The organism is Streptomyces sp. NPDC058632, from assembly GCF_042717095.1.
Classification (GTDB): Bacteria; Actinomycetota; Actinomycetes; order Streptomycetales; family Streptomycetaceae; genus Streptomyces.
The window spans coordinates 1-19723 of the sequence record NZ_JBHXQZ010000125.1 but is presented as its reverse complement, the minus strand read 5'-3'; the positions used below and the strand labels follow the sequence as shown (position 1 = coordinate 19723).

The window sequence follows — 19723 nt, the reverse complement described above, 5'->3', positions numbered from 1 at the left end:
GGAGCCGGGAGCCCGGGGGAGCCGGCAACCGACGACAACGCCGCGGACGGGCGTGCCGGATTCCACGTCTTCGGCATGATCCGCCGGACAGGCCCTGGGGACCGCGCACGCCGGAGCGGGGACAGGGGCCGGGAGGAGTCCCGGACACACGCACGGGAGCGGGCTGTTGTCCTGCCGCGACGCGGGCCCCGTCCCAGGGGTCCCGTGCGTGAGGAGGACGTGCGTGCGCACGGGCAGATCCGCTCCGACGGCCGCGCCCACGGGAGCGCTCGCCCTCGTGGCGCTCACCGCCGCCCGCCCGGGCGGCGGACACCGGCATCACGGTGACGAACACGGTCGTGAACAAGGGCAAGCCCATCGTCGTGGGCATCTCCGAGGAGTACCCGACCGGTTTCGGCACGGTCCAGGTCGAGCGCGCGGCACGGGCCACGGCCGACGCCTCCCCGGAGCCGGTCGTCAAGAACGGGGCGCCCACCGTGACGGGGAAGCCGACGCGCGCCGACCGGGTGAAGCACGCGTACACCGGCTACGGCGACGTGACGTGACGTGACGCGGCGGTACGGCCGCTGTCCGTCCGGCCGTCCGGAGCCGGTGGCCTGCTCCCGCAGGGGTTGCCGGCCCCCACGCGGTAACGGCCCGGCGTGACGCCGACCAGTTTCCGGAAGTGCCGCGTGAGATGGGCCTGGTCGTAGAAACCGGTGGCCGCCGCGACCTCGCTCGGCGCCCGCCCGTCGAGCAGCAGCCGACGGGCCCGGCCCACCCGGTGGGACATCAGGTACTGGTGCGGGGCGATGCCGTAGGCGCCGCTGAACGCCCGTACGAGATGGGCGGGATGGGCGGACAACAGCCTTGCGGCCTCCGCCAGGCCGAGACCCTCCACGACCCGCTCGTCGAGCAACTCCCGCAGCCGCCGCGCGAGGACGGGATCACGCCGGGGCTCCGGTGCGCCGGCCCGGGACCGCAGATGGGCCCGCAGCCGCTCCCCGACGAGCGTCAGCCTGCTCTCCGCCTCGAACTCGTCACCGGGCCCCACGAGCGCCGCGTGCACCTGCCCGACGCGCCGCCGCAACAGCGGATCACGCAGGTCGGGACGGTCGACGGCGGCCCCGATCAACTCGTCCCCGAGGAGCGTCCCGTCGAGGTACAGCACCCGCTTGCGGAAGCCGTCCGGAGTGGCGGAGGCGCCGTTGTGCGGAACGTGCGGCGGCAGCAGGGACACGGTGCCGTGCGGGGTGCCGTGCTCGTGCCGGTCCAGGTCGTACCGTACGGCGCCGTCGTCGACGACGAGGAGCGTCCAGGCGTCGTGGACGTGCATCGGGTAGGCGTACTCGGTGAAGCGGGCGTGGAACACCTCGACGACCCCCGGAACCCGGGGCCGCCAGGCGGAAACGTCCCGCTCAGGGCGATCCGCGCGCGCTGCGGTCATGCAAACAACGTACAAGACGGGGACGTAGGCCGATCGGCAGTCTCAGGGCATGAGCACTCGCTTCGACACGAAGACCGCCGTCCTGCTGCGCGAGGACCTGGAAACCTGGCAGCGCCTCAACGTCACCGCGTTCCTGGTCAGCGGCCTGGGCAGCCAGGTCCCCGAACTGATCGGCGAGCCCTACGAGGACGCGGACGGCGTGGCCTATCTGCCGATGTTCCGCCAGCCGGTGCTGGTCCTCGAGGGCACCAAGGAAACCCTGACGGCCGCCCACACCCGCGTGCTGTCCCGCGCCCTGCCGCGCGCGCTGTTCACCGGCGACCTGTTCTCCACGGGCCACGACGACGCCAACCGCGCGGCGGTACGGGCGGTCCCGACGGCGGACCTGGACCTGGTCGGCCTGGCCGTCCACGGCCCGAGGAACGCGGTCGACAAGATCCTCAAGGGAGCCCACATGCACCCGTGAGAAACCGGGGCCGCGGCGGCCCACCGGGCCCCGGCCCTCCCGCACCGGGTGGACCCGACGAGAGGGCTGACGGAGGAGGGCTTCGCGGCGGTGGGGGAGTGGCCGAGGCGGGGCGGCGGGCCCTGAACCGGTGAGCCACCGCTTCAGGGAGCGGTAGCGCTTCAGCAGGACGGTGAGGCGGGCCGGGCCGGCCGCACCGTTGAGTTCGGTCAGGAGGTCGTCCGGGCACGACTCGTAGTGATCACTCCACCGTCGACGCCCCCGGTCGTCCCGGATCCGATGGCCACCGGGTACACCCCGCGCGACGTAACGTCTCTTGGCCACGGCCCTCCTGCTCCTGTCCATGACACGGCTGCGGCCCAGGTCATGCGGTGACCGGTACGGCGAGGGCGGCCGCAGACGTGTGGTCTGCGGCCGCCCGGGGACTGCCTGTCCGGTGATGCCGGTGGGCCGGCCGTGGGCCGGTCGTGGGCCGGTCGTGGATCAGTCGCGGCCGAAGATGTTCCTGCTGGAGCCGAGGCGCAGGAAGACGGTCTCGCCGGAGGCGTCGTCCAGGGCGTCGTTGTCGGTCACGGCGTAGACGCGGCCGTCGCCGCCGACGGTCAGGCCCTCGAGCTTCTCCTGGGTCCAGCCGTCCGTGGCCCTCAGATCGGGCAGGACGTCGTGGGCGAGCTTCTTGCGCAGGACGGGCAGCTCGCCCGACGGCGCGGCCGATGCCGGCAGGTCGACGGTGTAGACGCGCTTGACCTTCGCGGCGGGACCGTTCAGCTTGTCCCGCTCGATGACGGCGAGCCTGTCGCCGACCACGGTGATCTCGGAGAGGCCGATCCAGTCACCGGGAGTGGTGGTGGCGCCGATGCGGTAGCCGTACCAGCTCCAGGTGCCGGCCGCGACGTCGTACCGGCCGAGGCGGACGGTGCCGGACGGGTCGCCCGCGACCTCGCGCTGCAACGTGGCCCAGACGATCTCGCGGCCCTGGCGGTCGGTGGTGGCGGTGACGCCCTCGAAGCCCTGGCTCCCGAGACCCGCGGCGACGTCCGCCGGCAGGGCGACGACCTGCCGGGTGACACCGGAACGGTCCAGCCGGACCAGCTTGTTGCCGGCGCCGGTCTTGCCCTCGACGGCGAGCCAGTAGCCGCCCTGCGGCCGCGCGAAGATGCCCTCGGCGTCGTAGCCGACGGGCTGCCCTTCGGTGTCCTTGACGGTCAGCTCACCGGTGATCAGCGCCGGCTGCTGCCCGGACTGCCGGGACCGCTCGGACTTCGTGGGCCCCTGCGCCGTGTCGACGGTCAGGATGCGGGTGGGCGTGTACGCCGCGTCGGTCACGCCGACCAGCTGGTCCCGCGTGCCGGGCACGGCGGACAGCGCGCCCAGGGCGCCCCAGCCGATCGGCGCGCCGGTGGAGTCGGACGCCGAGACGATGCCCGGGAACGCCGGGGTGCCCTTGCCGAGGCGGAACAGGCTCACCGAGGCCCGGATGCCGGCCGAGGCGTCGTCCACCTCGCTGGAGACCGCGAGCAGACCGCGCTCGGGGATCGGCAGCAGGCCCTCGGGGCCGTTGGTGGCGGGCAGCATCTGGCGGAAGACGGGGGCGGTCGGCCGGCTGATGTCGTACACGGCGACGAAGTTGCTCCGTTCCGAGCCGACGAAGGCGTAGCGCACCCCGTCGTACTCGGCGACGGCCAGGCCCTCGGGCTCGGTGCCCTTCTTCCCGGCCCGGCCCTCGTTGTGCAGTCCGTGGCGCACGGCGAGCCGTTCGAAGGTGTTGCCCGCGTCCCAGGCCACCTTGCCGGTGCGGCTGTCGAAGACGGTCCAGCCGCGGGAACCGCCGCGCCAGTCGCCCTCGTTGGCGGTCGCGAAGTAACGGTCGTCGATCCAGTTCAGCGCGTCGGGCTCGCGGGGTACGCCGGTGATCGAGCCGGTGAGGTCGATCGTGCCGTCGTCGGCCGTGTCGATGCCGTCGACCGACACCGTGCCGGCGCCGAACGCCTTGGTGACCTTGCCCGTCGGCACGTCCACCAGGACGATGCCGTTGTTCTCCTGAAGGGTCACCGCGAGCTGGTTGCGGCCGTTGATGGAGACGTACTCCGGCTCCGGGTCGGTCGCTTCGGTGATCCCGGCCGCGACGAACTCGGGCAGCGCCCTGCCGTCCTTCTGGGTCAGCGGCACGGACCGCACCCGCCACTGCGCCGGTGACGTGCCCTTGAGGTCGACGATCTGCACGAAGCCGGCGGGGGCCTGGGGCAGGTCGCCCTCCTCGCCGCCGGACGGGGTCGCCTCCTCGTCGCGCTGGTTCTCCATCGCGACGGCGGCGTACCGCTCGTCCTTGCTGATCGCGATGGAGTCCGGCTGGCCGCCGAGGTCGTGGCTCGCCACCCGCTTGCGGTCGCGCAGCGAGATCACGTCGAGCCGGCCGGACGGTTCGGTGAAGGAGGCGCTGGTGTTCACCACCACCAGGACGTACTGGCCGACCACGGACACCGAGGTCGGCTCGTCCTCGGCGTCGCCGAGTTCGGCCAGCGACAGCGTGCCGAGTCCGCGCGGGCGGTCGGCGCGGCTGATGTCGAGGAAGCCGATCCGCTTGCCCGCGGCGTCGGTGTGGACGAGCGTGCGGCCGTCCTCGCTGGTGTCCGAGATCTCGGCGACGGTCTCGGCGGCGGGATCCTCACCGGCCGGCCGGTTCTGGAAGACCGGGTAGGTGGCGGTCCGTGCGAAGGCCACCGCCCGGTGACGCTCGTGAGCCCTGTGTTCCGCGTCCTTGTGGTCCGCGCTCGCCACGCCCGTGCCGGCCAGGGTGCCGGCGGCCACGACAAGTGCCGCGAGAGCGGCGTTGGTTCTCTTGGAGGGCATTTTCTCTCCGCTGCAGTCCGGCTTCTTGTCCGGATCGTCGCACCCGGCCGCCCGCGCCGACGGACGCCCGGGTGAACAATGGACGAAGATCGCCTACTTCTCCGGCGCGCGGCGGCCGCAGGCTTTATCTTCTTCGGTCAACTCCCTTACGACACAGTTCCGTTCGCGGATGGCCGGGGCGGGCCGCCGTTCGGCCGGTCGGTGCGTCGCAGAATGTCCGCCGGCTGTGCGGTCAGGAAACGGTCGAAGGGGCGGGGCGCGGTGCCCGTGATCTGCTCGACCGTGGTGGTCGTCCGGTCCTCGGCCCCGGCCGCGATCGCCGTGTCCAGCCCGGCCAGCAGGTCCGCGAAGGCGGCCGGGATCCCGTGCTGCCGCAGGCGGGCGGACAGTTCCTGCGCGCTGACCCGCCGGTGCCGCACGGTGCGGCCGGCGAACCCGGTCAGCGCGGCCGCGACGTCGTCGAAGCCGAGCGGGCGCGGGCCGGTCAGCACCAGGTCGTCGGCCGGTGGCTCGGGGCTCGTGAGGACGTGGCGCGCGACGGACGCGATGTCCTCCGGGTCGATGAACGGAACGCGGCCGTCGCCGGTGGCGCTGACGATCTCGTCGTCGCGGCGGACGGACTCCGCGTGCAGGTGGTCGCCGGTGAAGTTGCTGGCGAACCAGGTCGGACGCAGCACCGTCGCCTGCGGGACGTAACGCGGCAGCAGCGTGCCGAGCGCGCCCCACCCGGGACTGCCGACCGGGACCGCGGACGAACCCAGCAGCGCGATCCGTTCCACGCCCGCGTGCCGCGCTGCGGCGAGGAACGGTTCCACGACCGGGACCGGGTCGGCGACGCCGACCGGCGCCACCAGGTAGACGGCGCGCACACCGTGGACCGCCGGGCCGAACGTGGCCGGGTCCGTCCAGTCGAAGCGGACGTCGGCCCGCGCGGACCGGCCGGCCCGGCGGACCGGGGTGCCCCGGTCGTGCAGTTGCCGCGCGAGCCGGCTGCCGGTGGTCCCGCTCGCGCCGGTGACGAGGACGGTCATGCGGCGGCCACTTCCTGGAGCATCAGCGGGTTCCAGTAGTCGCGGTAGTGCCGGATGCGGCCGTCGACGACGGTCAGCACCGCGACGTAGCGGGCCGTGTACGACGCGCCCGTGGCGACGGCCCGGCCGCTCGCGGCCATCTCCGCGACGATGACGTCCGGGTCGGCGGTCTCGTGCACGGTCACGTCGTGGATGCGCTGGATGTCGACCATGTCCGTGTAACCGTCGAGGTACGCCTCGACCGCCGCCCGGCCGTCGAGCCGCTGCGGCCGGCCGGGCGGTGCGAACGGGAACTCCATGACGGCGTCGTCTGCGTACAGCGCGGTGAACGCGGACATGTCGTGGGCGAGCAGGTACTCGGTGGCGCGGCGGAAGACGGCCACCGGACCGTCGGGGCGCTCGGGGCGCTCGGGGGGCTCGGGGCGCTCGGGGCGTCCTGGGTGTTCGGAGTGTTCGGGGTGTCCGGGGTGTTCGGGGTGTCCGGGCATGGGTCCTCCTCGGGGACGCGGCACACTAGAATGCGGACCGCTGGTCCGGATTCACTGTAGCGGACTGCTGGTCCGTTTCAAGAGGGAGGCATGCCGTGCGGGCGGACAAGGCGCGCAACCGGGACGCGGTGCTGGCGGCGGCGGGCCGCCTGTTCGACGCCGCCGCGGACCCGGACGACGTCTCCATGGACGCGGTCGCGGCTGCCGCGGGCGTGGGCAAGGGCACGATCTTCCGGGGCTTCGACGACCGGCGCGGCCTGATCCGCGCCCTCTACGACGAGCGGGCCGCGCACGCGTTCGCCGCGCCCGTCCCGGCCGGCGGCGAGCCCGCGGAGGCCGCGCTGGACCTGCTGCTCCGTACATGGCGGTTCAAGGAGCAGAACCGGGTGCTCGCCCTCGCGCTGGAACGCGACGGCTCCGGCAGCCCGTACCGGAACAGCAGCTACGACCGGCTCCACGCACAGCTCGCGACCTTGACGGCCCGCGCGCGCGGCACCGCCGACGCGGACTTCCTGGCCCACGCCCTGCTGGGCGCCGTACGCAGCGACCTGGTGGAACACCTGCACGCCCACCCCGGAACGGACCCGCGGGCAGGGCTCCGCGCCCTGGTCCGGAGCATCTTCGCGACGGGCGACGACAACGCCCAGGAGCCGCCCTCGTAGGGGAGCGGGGCCGTACGGGGCACCCCCGACCGGTCAGCCCTCCCGTTCGATCCATTCGCTGCCGCCCGGCGGGTGGTCGTAGCCGGGCCGGCCGGTGCCGCCGCTCGTGCGGAACGGGGCGCCGTCGCTGCCCCTGCCCCGGCCTCCGTCGTCGTCGCCCCTGCCGTCGTCGCCCGGCCGGGCCTGTCCTTTCGTGCCGCGGCCGCGAGGAACCAGTGCCGGTGCGGTTCCACCAGCTCCTGCGGCGTCGCCCGGCACGCCCTCGCGAGGCGCTCCACCGGCGCGTGCTCGTGGGGCACCGCGGTGCCGTCGCGGTAGCGGTGCAGCGTCGGGGGGCAGCGTCGGGGTGCAGCGTCGGGGTGCAGCGTCGAGGTGTTCATGTGCAGCCGCTCGACCGGCGCCCCGCGACTCGGCCCGAGCGGTCCTTCAGCCCTCGCAGCAGCGCCGCGAACTCTTCCGTCCGCCCGGCCCCTGTTGCCTCCGGAACCCGTTCCACCATCTCCCCACGTCCCATGCACGCGTTCCAGAGGGACTGCGTTTTCCCTGGTCACAGCACGTCCCAGCGTCCCACCGTCCCTAACTCCCCGCCGGCCGTGGCGGGTGGGACGGATCACCCCCCAAGCTCAAGTCGTCCAAGCACCACACCCACCCGAACGCCGAAGGGGCGCATCCGACATGACCGGCCTCCGTAACTCCCGCACCCGCCTTCTGACCGCCGCCGCGACCGTGGCACTCGCCACGCTCTCCCTGACCGCGTGCAACGACGGAACGGGCGTCGCCGACGAGGGGTCCGCGGGTTCCTCCACGACGGCCTCGCCCTCCACGGCCGCCCCCGAGTCGACGGCGTCCCCGTCCGAGGCCTCCGGCCAGGGATCCTCCGGGGCCTCCGGCCAGGACTCCACCTCCGGTGACGCGAAGCAGGACGCCGGCACCTCGAAGGTCCCCGCCTCCTCCGACAAGAAGGTCACCTGCGAGGGTTCCCACACCAGGACCGTCGCAGCCCCGCTGACCCGTCCTGTGAACCACATGCTGCTCACCGTCACCAACACCGGCAGCGACACCTGCCACCTGTACGGCTACCCGGCCGTACGCTTCGGCGAGGCCCAGTCGGTGCCGCCGGTCATCGAGGACTCCCGCCCGCAGGCCGTCGTCACCCTCGAGCCGGGCGAGTCCGGCTACGCCTCCGTGAACCTGTCCGCCGCCGACGGCAGCGGTTCCTCCGGCCGCACGGAGAAGTCCCTGGCCGTCCACTTCCGCGGCCCGTCCGGCAACGAGAGCGTCGGCGAGGGCGCCCACCCCGCGCTGCCCGCCGAGGGTGTGTACGTCGACGACTCGCTCAAGGTCACGTACTGGCAGCAGTCGATGGACGACGCCGTCATGTGGTGATCGGGGTCCTGCCGGAGGTCTTGGGGCCCCCGGGGTCCCGGGGATCACCGCCGGGTGTCGGGCCGGCCCTCCGGGCGGCCCGCGCGCGGTTCTCCGCCTCCGAGGCGGCGGTGGTCCTCCTCGTCCCACTTGCGGGTGTCGCGCGGCTGGACGTAGGGCTCCTCGCCGGCCGGATGGCCGCCGGCGACGGCGCGCTGGCGGGCCAGCTCCGCGTCGAACTCCAGGCCGAGCAGGATGGCCAGGTTGGTGATCCACAGCCACACCAGGAAGATGATCACACCGGCGAACGTGCCGTAGGTCTTGTTGTACGAGCCGAAGTTCGCCACGTACACCGCGAACCCGGCCGAGGCGATCATCCAGATCAGCAGGGCCAGGAAGCTGCCCGGCGTGAGCCAGCGGAAACCGCGGACCTTCGCGTTCGGGGTGGCCCAGTACAGGATCGCGATCATGATCGTGACCAGGAGCAACAGCACCGGCCACTTCGCGATCGACCAGACGGTCAGCGCCGTGTCACCGATCCCGAGGGCGTTGCCGACCTGCTGGGCCAGGCTGCCGGTGAACACCACGATCAGCGAACTGATCACAGCCATCACCATCAGCACCACGGTCACACCGACCCGCACCGGCAGCACCTTCCACACCGGACGGCCCTCGGGGACGTCGTAGACCGCGTTGGCGCTGCGGATGAACGCGGCGACGTAGCCCGAAGCCGACCACACCGCCAGCACCAGACCCGCGATCGCCACGAGCGAGCCGATCCCGCTCCTGCCCTCCATCTGCTGCACCGCGGTACGCAGGACGTCCTGGACCGCGCCCGGCGCGAGCTGCTCGATGTTGTCCAGAACCGTCTGCGTGGCCGACTGCCCGACGATCCCCAGCAGCGACACCAGCGCCAGCAGCGCGGGGAACAAGGCCAGGATCGAGTAGTAGGTCAGCGCGGCGGCCCGGTCGGCCAGCTCGTCCTTCTTGAACTCCTTCAGGGTGCCTTTCAGTACCGCTGCCCAGGAGCGTTTGGGCAGCTCCGTCGGACTGTCCGGCGCCCGCTCCTCCACCTGTTCGTCGGGCCCGGCGTCAGAAGCCCGCCCCGCCCCGGCCCGTCGCTCCTCCGCCTGGCCGTCCTCGGCCTGATAGCTCTCGGCCTCGCGGCTCCCGGCCGAGGTCTGCCCGTCGTGTTTTCTGTGCCATCCCACTGTCCGCGCCATTCCATGCGGGTATCCGGCCCACCGTCACCTATGCATGAACGCGAGACATATCAAGCTTTTCGGACTTCTCTTCTGTGTAGGTGCGTCTCGTCCCTGGTGTGGCACTTGCTGTTCCATGAAGTGGATGCACAGGGCGGACCGGGCTGCCCGGCGCTGGGCCGGGACGGCCGTCACGACGGTGCGGCGGGCCTGGGAGGGCCCGGGCCGTGAGCGGGATCTGGCGGTGCAGGCGGGCAAGGGTGCGCTGGCCGCCTGGGTGGCGTGGGCGGTGGTGGGCTGGTGGCTCGCGGCGCCGATGGCGTTCGTGGCGCCGTGGGTCGCGGTGGTGCTGGTGGAGTCGACGGTGTACCGGTCGCTCGCGCACGGGCTGCAGCAGCTCGCGGCGATCGCGGTGGGCACGGTGGTGGCGACCGCGGTGGCGCTGCTGCTGAACAGCACGATGGCCGCGATGGCCCTGGTGCTTCCGGCGGTCCTGCTCCTCGGACAGTGGCAGCGCCTGGGAAACCAGGGCGTCTACGCCGCCACCGGCGCGTTGTTCGTGCTGACCGGTGGCCCCGTGAGCGTCGCCGCATCGGGTGCCCGCGTCTTGGAGGCGGTCTTCGGCGCGGCGGTCGGAGTGACGGTCAACGTGCTGATCCGGCCTCCGGTGTACCTGCGGGACGCCCGCTCCGCGCTGGAGGACGCGGCCCGGGAGGCGCACGAACTCCTGGGCGCGGTGGCCGACGGGCTGGCCACCGGTGAGTGGGACGCCCATGCGGCCGGCGACTGGCACGTGCGTGCCCTGCGGCTTGGCCGCCTGGTCGACCAGGCCAGGTCGGCGATCGGATGGAGCCGCGAAAGCATGCGGGCCAACCCACGCGGGCGCCGCGAGCGGGCCCTCTCCCCACCCGGCGAGGGGTACACGGACGCGGTGGACGTACTCGACTACGTCGCCGTCCACACCGCGGGCGTGACCAGGACCGTCCGGGAGACGGCGGACAGCGGGAAGGCGGCCCAGCCGGCCCCGGAAATCACCCGTGCCTACGCGGACTTCCTGCGCCAGACAGCGCACGCCATCCAGTTGTACGGCCGGACCAGGTTCGGCCCGAGCGACCGCGACGACTCCGCCGAGGAGCAGCTGCGCGAGGCGGTCGAGGAACTTCACCGCACTCTGCGCGCGTTCCGCCGACAGCTCCCGGGCGCAGTGTCCGACGACCCGGCCGCGCTCGTGACCTACGGAACCCTGCTGGCCCAGGCGCATCGCCTGGCCGACCAACTCGTGCAGGACTGACACCCACCGCCGCGTGTTCGGTCGGGCCTCCGCGGGGAACCCGCCCACCCCAACGCCCCCGGACCCGGACCGGACCCGGACCGGACCCGGACCGAACCCGGACCGGACCCGACACCAGCCGGGCGGGACCGCGAGAGGGTGAGCCAGTGACGGCGCGAGACAGGGAGCAGCACCATGCCGGCCGGATCCAGCCCCAAGCGTGAACGTCAGTACGAGCACATCAAGGAGAGCGCCGAGGACCGCGGCGAGTCGTCGAAGCGGGCCAAGGAGATCGCGGCCCGGACGGTCAACAAGGAGCGGGCCAGGTCGGGCGAGTCCAGGGCCGCGAGCAAAGCCTCCACGCAGGACCCGAAGTCGGCCTACGAGCGCGGCGGGCAGCGCTCGCACAGCGGCGCGGAAGGGCCGACCAGGGACCAGCTGTACGAAGAGGCCAAGAAGCGCGACATCCACGGCCGCTCCTCGATGACCAAGACGCAGTTGAAGAACGCCCTCGACCGCTGACACGAGCGGGCCCGCCCCACGGCCGGCGGGCGGGCCGCGCCCGCAGCTGCCCATGCCGCAGCGGCGAGGAGAGAACCCCGGCCGGGGTGGTGGCCTTCTCGCAAGTGCCGCACCCCCTTGCGGGGCGTGCACAGCTGGAACTCACGACATTGCGTCGGCCCGGGGAACACCCCGCTGCCTGCTCCGTGAAAAGCGACCGCGCAAGGCGCGCACATCTCCATCAGCGGCCAGGACACTCCGAAGAGCGTGGCGGCCACTCGCTCCGAGCCACGCGCGGCAAGCCGCCTTGAGCCACACCCCGCCCTTCCGGGCCGTCCAACAACTTACGGAACCGGGGAACAGGCCCGATCGGTTACTTTCTCTATCCGTATGGTTGCTAAGAGTGGCGATGCCGCGAAGGTGGCCCATAACGTCGGGATCATGAGGAAAAACCAGGTCATATGCCTTAGCTGCGCCATCGCGCCCCTCGTCGTCGGCGCGGGCGCCCTCGCTCCGGCCGCCTCCGCCCACAGCGGACCCGAGCAAGTGGTCCGTCCGGACCAGTCCATCCAGAAGGCCGTCGACGCGGCCAGCCCCGGAGCCACCATCGTCCTGACGCGGGGCACCTACCGCGGAAGCGTCACGATCACCAAGCGGCTGACCCTCCGGGGCGCGGGCGAGCAGACCGTGATCGTGCCCGGAAAGGAAGAGGAGGCACCGAGTGCGTGTGCCAAGGAGGGGGACGGCATCTGTGTCACCGGCACGGACGACCATCCCGTCACCGGGGTGCGCATCCAGTCGCTGACCGTCACAGGGTTCAAGAAGAACGGCGTCTCGGCCACGCGCACCGACCAGTTGGAGATCCACCAGGTGACCGCCCGGGACAACGGCCGGTGGGGCATCGCGCAGGATCGTTCCACCCGCGCCTCGATCCGCCACAACACCGCAAGCGGCAACGGCGACGCCGGGCTCTACACCGCCAACGTGTTCGAGGCCGACGCGGAGAGCAAGACCCTCGACACCCGTGGCACGGTGATCAGCGGCAACCGCCTGACGGGCAACCGGATCGGCATGACCACCCGTCGGCTCAGGAATCTCACCGTCGAGCACAATGCCATCACCGAAAACTGCGCGGGTGTCTTCGTCGTGCTGCCGCGTACGGCGGGCGACCTGACCATCCGTCGCAACGCGGTCTACGAGAACAACGAACACTGCCCCGCCACCGCGCGCCTGCCCCACCTCCAGGGGGTCGGCATCGTCCTCGTCGGTACGGAGAAAGCGCTGGTGACGCAGAACGCGGTCCGCGACAACGTGGGTGACTCGCCGTATTCCGGTGGGATCGTCGTGTTCGGCAGCATGGACGGCGTCCCCAACGAGCGGAACGTCGTCCGCGACAACCTCGTGCTGGGCAACCTCCCGGCGGACCTGGCCACCCGCGACGACGAGGGGAAGGACAACGAGTTCATCAACAACGTCTGCCGGACCTCCGTCCCGGCCGGCACATGCTGACCTGAACCGTTCCGGGTTCGGCAGGGACCTCGGCCTGCCCTGGGACTGATGGAGTCGGGACGGCCGATTTCACGCCACAGGTGCTGCACGCAGCACCGTAGACGGCGTTCATGCCTCCGCCTCCGCGCGTGGTCTCCAGCTCGGCGACGGCTTCGGTGAGGCCGGCCGCCCCCGCCTCGACACCGGGTCGACGGATACGGGCGAGCGCAAGGTCCCCCGGCACGATCGCGCGTTGCGGATGCCGGCCGGCAGTGATCACGGCAGTGCGGCGTAGCGGCTGACGGGAGGGTGTGGGTTCGTGGGACCGTCTCTTCGCCGATGACGGCTCCTGCGGTGGCTGTCAGCAATCATGAAAGAGAACGAGGGGGAGAGAGATCAAGCTGCTGCGGATGCGCGCCGGCGGCACGCGACGAAGCGTCTGATCTTTTACCGGTCCCCTCGGTGGGCACGTCCGGCGTACGTTGCTGAACGAGGACCACGGGGAGCCCGCGCTCGCCAAGGTGGGGGTCGTCCACCTTCAAGGGCTCCTCGAAGGCGCTGAACGTGGTTGTGGTGCGGAAATCGGTGCCCTTGCGGTCGACCTCGGGCAGGTAGGGCTTGCCCTCTGCGGCGACGTGGAACGTGTAGGTGCCGCCCCTGTCCTCCACGCCGGTCACCACCAGCGCGATGGCCGGGCGGCCGTCGGCCTCGGTCGGTTCGCTCTTCCTCGCTTTGCCGAACGCGTCGAACGGCCAGGTGCAGTCGGAAAGCCCGTCGCCAGGCACCGTGCTCCGCGTCCCCAAGTACCGTGCCGGCCTCGTCGACCCCTACCGCGAGCACCTGCGCGAACGCCGGGCCGAGGACCCCGCCGTCCCCGTCAGGCACCTCTTCGAAGAGATCAAGGCCCTCGGGTTCACCGGCTGCCCGAACTTCCTGCACAGGTACATCAATCAGGGCCGCGCGAACGCTGACCGCAGCCACATCTCCCCGCGCCGGCTCACCCGGATGATCCTCACCAGGCCCGACAACCTCAAGGCCGAGCCTCGCGATCTGCTGGCCCGAATCACCGAAGCCTGCCCAGGGAGGACCCGACTGGCCGCCGTTGTCGGGGCTTCGCCGAACTCCTGTCACCTTGCACAGGAAATGCCGACGCACTCTCGCGCTGGATCTTCCAGGTCCGCGCAGTCGATCTGCCTCATCCGCACGCCTTCACCCGGGGCCTGGAGCGGGACCGCGATGCCGTGATCGCCGTGCTCACGCTTCCGTACCGCAACGGCCCCACCGAGGGCGTCAGCACCAAGAGCAAGCGGATCGCGCGCCGGATGCACGGACGAGCAGGCTTCACCCTTCTTCGCCACCGCATCCTCCTCGGACAGCGACACGCTCCGTCACCACCGAATGTGAGGCAGGGCCGTTGATCGGACACTCCCCGGCCAAGCGGCGATGAGGTCATCGGACGTGAGGCCGAGGATGCCGTTGGCGGTGCTTCCGCTGCGGGCGACGGCGGGCAGAGGGGTGGAGTCGTCGGTGCCGGGCAGTTGTGAGCGGTGGGCCACGAGGCGGGCGAGGTCGCGGTGGTCGAAGGGCTTGTTCTCCAGCCACTTGATCGATCCGACGAAGGTGATCCTCTCGGCGATGAGGGAGCGGTCGGCGCCAACGAGGTAGGTCTCGGGGTCGTTGGCGCGGGTCCAGTAGCCGCCGATCACATGGGTGGCCTCGGGCAGCCGGTCGTCGGTCAGGCGCCACAGGGCCTCGCGGATCACAGGTTCGACGGCGCGGCCCCGCCAGGACGTCCAACTGGTGCGGATCGATTCGAGTACACGGTCTCCACGCCCGCGCTCGACCATGGGGATGCCGGGCCCGATGAAGGAGAGCCGGAAGCGCAGGTACGGGTCGGCGGTGCGGTAGCGGCTCTCGCGGCTCGGCCTGGTGGACAGCGGAAGGTCGACCGCCACCAGGCGCCGACCGGTGAGGAGTTCCAGGGATCGTTACACGGAGCCCGGGTTGAGGTCTCCGGCCGCCCGGCCGATGAGGGTGAAGGTGCGTTCCCCGTGCCCGACGGCGCTCAGCACGGTGCGGGCCGACTCGCCGGTGGGCCCGCCCGGGCTCCGTCAATGCCGGCAAGGCCGCGTCCCGCGTCGTGGTGCAGGGGATCAAGCGTCGCGCATCCCGGTACGAGGCCCCTGGCGATCTTCGCAGAGGCGGCAGCAAGGCGTCCCGCTGAGACGAGTGGAACCGTCCTGGACGCGAGGAACCCCCGGCCTGCAGGGAAACCGCAGGCCGGGGGCTTACTGGCGGCGCGTTACTTCTTCTTGCCCTGGTTCTTGACCGCCTCGATGGCCGCCGCTGCCGCGTCCGGGTCGAGGTAGGTGCCGCCCGGGGTGAGGGGCTTGAAGTCGGCGTCGAGTTCGTAGGACAGGGGGATGCCCGTCGGGATGTTCAGGCCCGCGATGTCGGCGTCGGAGACGCCGTCGAGGTGCTTGACCAGGGCGCGCAGGCTGTTGCCGTGGGCGGCGACCAGGACCGTGCGGCCGGTCAGGAGGTCGGGGACGATGCTGTCGAACCAGTACGGCAGCATGCGGACGACGACGTCCTTCAGGCACTCCGTGCGCGGGCGCAGCTCCGGCGGGAGGGTGGCGTAGCGCGGGTCGTCGAACTGGGAGTACTCGGAGTCGGTGTCCAGCGGGGGCGGCGGGGTGTCGTAGGAGCGGCGCCACAGCATGAACTGCTCCTCGCCGAACTCCGCGAGGGTCTGCGCCTTGTCCTTGCCCTGGAGGGCGCCGTAGTGGCGCTCGTTGAGGCGCCAGCTGCGGTTCACCGGGATCCACAGACGGTCGGCGGACTCCAGCGCCAGCTGGGCGGTGCGGATGGCGCGCTTCTGGAGCGACGTGTGGAGTACGTCGGGCAGCAGGCCGGCGTCCTTCAGCAGCTCACCGCCGCGGACCGCCTCCTTCTCGCCCTTCTCGGTGAGGTTGACGTCCACCCAGCCGGTGAACAGGTTCTTCGCGTTCCACTCGCTCTCGCCGTGGCGGAGGAGGATCAGCTTGTACGGTGCGTCGGCCATGAGCCCGAGCGTAATCGAAGCCCCGCGCGGGCCGTGCCCCCGTCCGGTGGGTGAATGGCACGCGCGACGGGTGACGGGATCTCGCGACGGGTTGACGGGATCTGTTGAGCCGGGTCGGTCGGTTGAGCCGGGTCGGTGGGCGTCTTCGCCCTCACCGTCTGCGTGAAAACGCTCACCGAGATCGTCAACGCGCCCATCCGGACCCCGCTCGTCGCCCCACTGATGTGCCGGTGCTCGCCATCGACCGGTACGGGGCGGAGTGGCTCTGGGGCGTGTGCGCAGTCGTGGGCATGGTGACGGGGCTCGGGCACGAGGTGCTGATACGACGTGTTCCGGCCGGGGCCGGGATGCCGAAGGCCCCGTCGGCCGGACGGCGGCGGCAGAAGAATGCCGTCGCCGCGGCCGCCGGGGCCCTCGGTGCGTGTGCATGCGAACAGTGCGAACAGGACGCGGGTGGGCTCAGCCGCACTGGCAGGGGCTGCCCGACTGGCAGCCGCAGCCGCAGCCCGAGCCGCAGCCGCACGCGGCGATCAGGGTCAGGCTCCTGATCTCGGCGGGCTGCTCCGTCTCGCGTTCCCGCGTGGGATCGGGCGTCGTGCCGGGGGAGCCGGTGGAATCGGCCATGGGTCCCTCCTCGAGGACTGGTGCCTGTGCCCATTGGACGCCCGCTCCACTGGGCGCATCAACGGCGCATCAACGGCGCATTGGTACTCACGCATGCCCCTGGCCGATTCCCCGTGCTGTCCGTGCTGTCCGTGCCGCCCGTGCTGTCCGTGCCGCCCGTGCCGTCCGTGCCGTCCGGTCAGGCGTCCTTCGCCGGCGTGGCCTGGATGTCGGGCTGGATGTCCGCCTGGATCTCGTCCGCGTGCTCGCCGGTGACCAGGTAGACGACCCGCTTGGCGACCGAGACCGCGTGGTCGGCGTAGCGCTCGTAGTAGCGGCCCAGCAGCGTCACGTCCACGGCCGTCTCGATGCCGTGCTTCCAGCGGTCGTCCATCAGGTGCTGGAAGAGCGTGCGGTGCAGCAGGTCCATCTCGTCGTCGTCCTGCTCCAGCTGGAGCGCCAGGTCGACGTCCTTGGTGATGATCACCTCGGCCGCCTTGGCCATCAGGCGCTGGGCGAGCTGGCCCATCTCCAGAATGGTCGCGTGCAGGTCGTGCGGAACGGCCCGCTCCGGGTACCGCAGCCGTGCGAGCTTCGCCACATGCTGCGCCAGGTCGCCGGAGCGCTCCAGGTCGGCCGACATCCGCAGCGAGGTGACGACGATCCGCAGGTCGGTCGCCACCGGCTGCTGGCGTGCCAGCAGGGCTATGGCCAGGGCCTCCAGCTCGTGCTGGAGCTCGTCGATCTTCTGGTCGGCCTCGATCACGTTCTCGGCCAGCTTCAGATCGGCGTCGAGGATGGCCGTCGTGGCGCGCCCGATCGCCGATCCGACCAGTCGGGCCATTTCCACCAGACCGTCGCCGATCGAATCCAGTTCCTCGTGGTACGCGTCCCGCATCAGGGTTCCTCTCATGCGTCTACCGGGGTTTCGGGAGCCGGGGCTCCCGCGGGGTTTTTGGGGCGGGTGCCCCGCTGCGCAGCCGACGGTGCGAACCCCGCGCGACCGACGGTGCGAACCCCACGCTCCCACGTTCCGGCTCCTACGCGTCCGAATCCGGCCCCTCACATGAATCATCCCTGGCTCCAAGGTGAACTCTGGGCGACGAGTGTTCGAGCTTGTCGTCCTGTGGCTGTGGCCACGGGTCGGCGCATGCCTAACCTGGACACATGGACGTGAACGCGGCTGTCGCCGCAGTGGCGGCGATCGCCGGAGTGCTCACCGGTGTCATCGCCGTGCTGGCGTTCCGCTTCAGTGAGCGCGAACAGAGGCGACCCACCCGTTCCTCGCTGCACACGGACCCGGTGCTGCCGCCGGGCGTGGACACCGTGCTGTCCGTGCTGCGCTCCTCCGCCGTCGTCCTGGACGAGGCGGACGGCGTGGTCAAGGCCAGCTCCGCCGCGTACGCCCTCGGGCTGGTCCGCGGCGGCAAGCTCGCCGTGGACCCCATGCTGCAGATGGCCCGCGACACCCGGCGCGACGGCGAGATACGGCAGGTCGAACTGGACCTGCCCCGCCGCGGCACCGGACGCGGCGAGGCCCTCGCCGTCTCCGCGCGGGTGGCCCCCCTGGGCTCCCGGCTCGTCCTGCTGCTCGTGGAGGACCTCACCGAGGCCCGCCGCATAGAGGCGGTACGGCGCGACTTCGTCGCCAATGTCAGCCATGAGCTGAAGACTCCGGTCGGCGCGCTCTCCCTGCTCTCCGAAGCCGTCATGGACGCCTCCGACGACCCCCAGGCCGTCGAGCGCTTCGCGGGCCGCATGCAGGGCGAGGCCACCCGCCTCACCAACCTGGTGCAGGAACTCATCGACCTCTCCCGGGTCCAGAACGACGACCCGCTCGAGGACGCCGAACCCGTCCGCGTGGAGGATCTCGTCGCGGAGGCCGTCGACCGCTGCCGGCACGCGGCGGGCACCAAACAGATCACCATGGCCTCGAACGTGTGGACGCCCGAAGGCGCCGATCAGAGCGACGCCAGGCACAGGGCGGAATCGACCGCCACCGGTGACCTGCGCATCTGGGGCAACCGGGGCCAGCTCGCCGCGGCCCTCGGCAACCTCGTCGAGAACGCCGTCAACTACTCACCCGCCCGTACACGTGTCGGCATAGCGGCCCGCAGGGTCGGCCAGCCGGGCGGGGACATGATCGAGATCGCCGTGACCGACCAGGGCATCGGCATCTCGGAGAAGGAGAGGGAGCGCGTCTTCGAGCGCTTCTACCGTGTCGACCCGGCCCGCTCCCGTGCCACGGGCGGTACGGGTCTCGGCCTCGCGATCGTGAAACACGTGGCTGCCTCGCACGGCGGGGAAGTCACCGTGTGGAGCGCCGAAGGCCAGGGCTCCACCTTCACCCTGCGGCTCCCCGAGGCCGCCGCGGCCCCCGCCCGCGACCGCGCACCCCAGCCGTCCCACCAGGACGAACCCGAAGACCTCAACGCCGAGGCCGGACGGTCCACCTCCCCCCACTCCCCCGATTCATCCGCGTACGAAACGCTTCCCTCCCCGGAGGTCCTTCCGTGACCCGAGTGCTCGTCGTCGAGGACGAGGAGTCCTTCTCCGACGCCCTGTCGTACATGCTCCGCAAGGAGGGCTTCGAGGTCGCCGTGGCGGCCACCGGGCCCGACGGCCTCGACGAGTTCGAGCGCAACGGCGCCGACCTCGTCCTCCTCGACCTGATGCTGCCCGGCCTGCCGGGCACCGAGGTGTGCCGTCAGCTGCGCGGCCGTTCCAACGTCCCCGTCATCATGGTGACCGCCAAGGACAGCGAGATCGACAAGGTGGTGGGCCTGGAAATAGGGGCCGACGACTACGTCACCAAGCCGTTCTCCTCGCGCGAGCTGGTCGCCCGTATCCGCGCCGTGCTGCGTCGCAGGGGCGAGCCCGAGGAGGTCGCCCCCGCCGCCCTGGAGGCCGGTCCCGTCCGCATGGACGTCGACCGGCACGTGGTCACCGTGAGCGGCACCAAGGTCGACCTGCCCCTGAAGGAGTTCGACCTGCTGGAGATGCTGCTGCGCAACGCGGGGCGCGTGCTGACCCGGATGCAGCTCATCGACCGGGTCTGGGGCGCCGACTACGTGGGTGACACCAAGACCCTCGACGTCCACGTCAAGCGGCTGCGCGCCAAGATCGAGCCGGACCCGGGCGCGCCGCGCTACCTGGTGACGGTCCGCGGGCTCGGCTACAAGTTCGAGCCGTAGCCGGACCCCGGGGCCGGGCCACCATCGCCCGGCACCCGGCACCCGGCACCCGGCACCCGGCATTCGGCATTCGGTGACTGAGGACGACGGTGGGCGGGACCCCTGCGCAGGGG

The 19723-nt window shown here is 71.6% G+C and carries 20 protein-coding genes and 3 pseudogenes; 11 read left to right on the top strand and 12 right to left on the bottom strand.

What is annotated here, in order from left to right:
* Positions 1-323: 323 nt before the first annotated feature.
* Positions 324-545 carry a hypothetical protein gene (locus ACFWVE_RS31970; protein WP_384021720.1) on the top strand — a complete coding sequence of 74 codons (222 nt, stop codon included), beginning with the start codon at positions 324-326 and terminating at the stop codon, positions 543-545.
* Here the strand turns inward: ACFWVE_RS31970 and ACFWVE_RS31965 are convergent.
* The gene (locus ACFWVE_RS31965) at positions 527-1426 is read right to left on the bottom strand and encodes a helix-turn-helix domain-containing protein (protein ID WP_384021716.1); all 900 of its coding nucleotides are present in this window, start codon (positions 1424-1426) and stop codon (positions 527-529) included. The genes ACFWVE_RS31970 and ACFWVE_RS31965 overlap by 19 nt on opposite strands.
* Positions 1427-1475: 49 nt before the next feature.
* Here ACFWVE_RS31965 and ACFWVE_RS31960 point away from each other — a divergent pair, with 49 nt between their 5' ends.
* Positions 1476-1892 (top strand): DUF2000 family protein, encoded by a 417-nt coding sequence (locus tag ACFWVE_RS31960; RefSeq protein WP_384021713.1) that lies wholly within the window; start codon positions 1476-1478, stop codon positions 1890-1892.
* Between the two features lie 138 nt (positions 1893-2030).
* Here ACFWVE_RS31960 and ACFWVE_RS31955 read toward each other — a convergent pair.
* The 4 genes and pseudogenes from ACFWVE_RS31955 to ACFWVE_RS31940 form a co-directional block, all read right to left on the bottom strand.
* Positions 2031-2216, bottom strand: a pseudogene (locus ACFWVE_RS31955) (hypothetical protein); the annotation flags it as partial.
* A gap of 159 nt (positions 2217-2375) precedes the next feature.
* Positions 2376-4742, bottom strand: a complete 2367-nt coding sequence (locus ACFWVE_RS31950; RefSeq protein WP_384021710.1) for an esterase-like activity of phytase family protein — start codon at positions 4740-4742, stop codon at positions 2376-2378.
* Between the two features lie 146 nt (positions 4743-4888).
* Entirely contained in the window at positions 4889-5773 is an 885-nt protein-coding gene (locus tag ACFWVE_RS31945) for an NAD-dependent epimerase/dehydratase family protein (RefSeq protein WP_384021707.1), read from the bottom strand.
* Positions 5770-6261 (bottom strand): nuclear transport factor 2 family protein, encoded by a 492-nt coding sequence (locus ACFWVE_RS31940; RefSeq protein WP_384021704.1) that lies wholly within the window; start codon positions 6259-6261, stop codon positions 5770-5772. Before ACFWVE_RS31940 ends, ACFWVE_RS31945 begins: the two co-directional genes overlap by 4 nt.
* A 95-nt stretch (positions 6262-6356) precedes the next feature.
* On the opposite strand from ACFWVE_RS31940, the gene ACFWVE_RS31935 reads away from it, so the two are divergent.
* Complete coding sequence (locus ACFWVE_RS31935) at positions 6357-6923, top strand: TetR/AcrR family transcriptional regulator (RefSeq protein ID WP_384021701.1); 567 nt, start codon at positions 6357-6359, stop codon at positions 6921-6923.
* A 33-nt stretch (positions 6924-6956) separates the two neighbouring features.
* Here the strand turns inward: ACFWVE_RS31935 and ACFWVE_RS31930 are convergent, their stop codons facing one another.
* Entirely contained in the window at positions 6957-7181 is a 225-nt protein-coding gene (locus ACFWVE_RS31930; protein ID WP_384021698.1) for a hypothetical protein, read from the bottom strand.
* Between the two features lie 417 nt (positions 7182-7598).
* Between ACFWVE_RS31930 and ACFWVE_RS31925 the strand changes: the two genes are divergently transcribed.
* Positions 7599-8309, top strand: a complete 711-nt coding sequence (locus ACFWVE_RS31925) for a DUF4232 domain-containing protein (RefSeq protein WP_384021695.1) — start codon at positions 7599-7601, stop codon at positions 8307-8309.
* A 44-nt stretch (positions 8310-8353) separates the two neighbouring features.
* On the opposite strand, the gene ACFWVE_RS31920 is transcribed toward ACFWVE_RS31925, so the two are convergent.
* Positions 8354-9511, bottom strand: a complete 1158-nt coding sequence (locus ACFWVE_RS31920; RefSeq protein ID WP_384021691.1) for a YihY/virulence factor BrkB family protein — start codon at positions 9509-9511, stop codon at positions 8354-8356.
* A 115-nt stretch (positions 9512-9626) separates the two neighbouring features.
* Here ACFWVE_RS31920 and ACFWVE_RS31915 point away from each other — a divergent pair, with 115 nt between their 5' ends.
* From ACFWVE_RS31915 to ACFWVE_RS31905, 3 genes are all read left to right on the top strand, one after another.
* Positions 9627-10781, top strand: a complete 1155-nt coding sequence (locus ACFWVE_RS31915; RefSeq protein ID WP_384021688.1) for an aromatic acid exporter family protein — start codon at positions 9627-9629, stop codon at positions 10779-10781.
* A 174-nt stretch (positions 10782-10955) separates the two neighbouring features.
* On the top strand, positions 10956-11282 hold the full coding sequence (locus ACFWVE_RS31910) for a plasmid stabilization protein (RefSeq protein ID WP_384021684.1): 327 nt from the start codon (positions 10956-10958) through the stop codon (positions 11280-11282).
* 420 nt (positions 11283-11702) lie between these two features.
* Positions 11703-12770, top strand: a complete 1068-nt coding sequence (locus ACFWVE_RS31905; protein WP_384021681.1) for a nitrous oxide reductase family maturation protein NosD — start codon at positions 11703-11705, stop codon at positions 12768-12770.
* Positions 12771-13117: 347 nt separating this feature from the next.
* On the opposite strand, the gene ACFWVE_RS31900 is transcribed toward ACFWVE_RS31905, so the two are convergent.
* Positions 13118-13534, bottom strand: a complete 417-nt coding sequence (locus tag ACFWVE_RS31900) for a hypothetical protein (protein ID WP_384021677.1) — start codon at positions 13532-13534, stop codon at positions 13118-13120.
* Here ACFWVE_RS31900 and ACFWVE_RS31895 point away from each other — a divergent pair.
* Positions 13527-14167: pseudogene (locus ACFWVE_RS31895) on the top strand (transposase); the annotation flags it as partial. The gene ACFWVE_RS31900 and the pseudogene ACFWVE_RS31895 overlap by 8 nt on opposite strands.
* Here the strand turns inward: ACFWVE_RS31895 and ACFWVE_RS31890 are convergent.
* Complete coding sequence (locus ACFWVE_RS31890; RefSeq protein WP_384021674.1) at positions 14138-14704, bottom strand: DUF234 domain-containing protein; 567 nt, start codon at positions 14702-14704, stop codon at positions 14138-14140. The pseudogene ACFWVE_RS31895 and the gene ACFWVE_RS31890 overlap by 30 nt on opposite strands.
* A gap of 347 nt (positions 14705-15051) precedes the next feature.
* A complete protein-coding gene (locus ACFWVE_RS31885) occupies positions 15052-15813 on the bottom strand; it encodes a phosphoglyceromutase (protein WP_384021671.1) in 762 nt (253 codons plus the stop codon).
* A 126-nt stretch (positions 15814-15939) separates the two neighbouring features.
* Between ACFWVE_RS31885 and ACFWVE_RS31880 the strand changes: the two are divergent.
* Positions 15940-16157 (top strand): annotated as a pseudogene (locus ACFWVE_RS31880) (MFS transporter); the annotation flags it as partial.
* A gap of 115 nt (positions 16158-16272) precedes the next feature.
* On the opposite strand, the gene ACFWVE_RS31875 reads toward ACFWVE_RS31880, so the two are convergent.
* Both ACFWVE_RS31875 and phoU read right to left on the bottom strand, forming a co-directional pair.
* The gene (locus ACFWVE_RS31875) at positions 16273-16437 is read right to left on the bottom strand and encodes a hypothetical protein (protein WP_384021668.1); all 165 of its coding nucleotides are present in this window, start codon (positions 16435-16437) and stop codon (positions 16273-16275) included.
* 178 nt (positions 16438-16615) lie between these two features.
* Positions 16616-17314, bottom strand: a complete 699-nt coding sequence (gene phoU, locus ACFWVE_RS31870) for a phosphate signaling complex protein PhoU (protein ID WP_384021723.1) — start codon at positions 17312-17314, stop codon at positions 16616-16618.
* Between the two features lie 269 nt (positions 17315-17583).
* Here phoU and ACFWVE_RS31865 point away from each other — a divergent pair, with 269 nt between their 5' ends.
* Together ACFWVE_RS31865 and ACFWVE_RS31860 are read left to right on the top strand one after the other, a co-directional pair.
* Positions 17584-18933: a sensor histidine kinase gene (locus tag ACFWVE_RS31865; RefSeq protein WP_384021665.1), complete on the top strand. Its 1350-nt coding sequence runs from the start codon at positions 17584-17586 to the stop codon at positions 18931-18933.
* The gene (locus ACFWVE_RS31860; protein WP_042168908.1) at positions 18930-19610 is read left to right on the top strand and encodes a response regulator transcription factor; all 681 of its coding nucleotides are present in this window, start codon (positions 18930-18932) and stop codon (positions 19608-19610) included. Before ACFWVE_RS31865 ends, ACFWVE_RS31860 begins: the two co-directional genes overlap by 4 nt.
* The last annotated feature ends 113 nt before the right edge of the window (positions 19611-19723 follow it).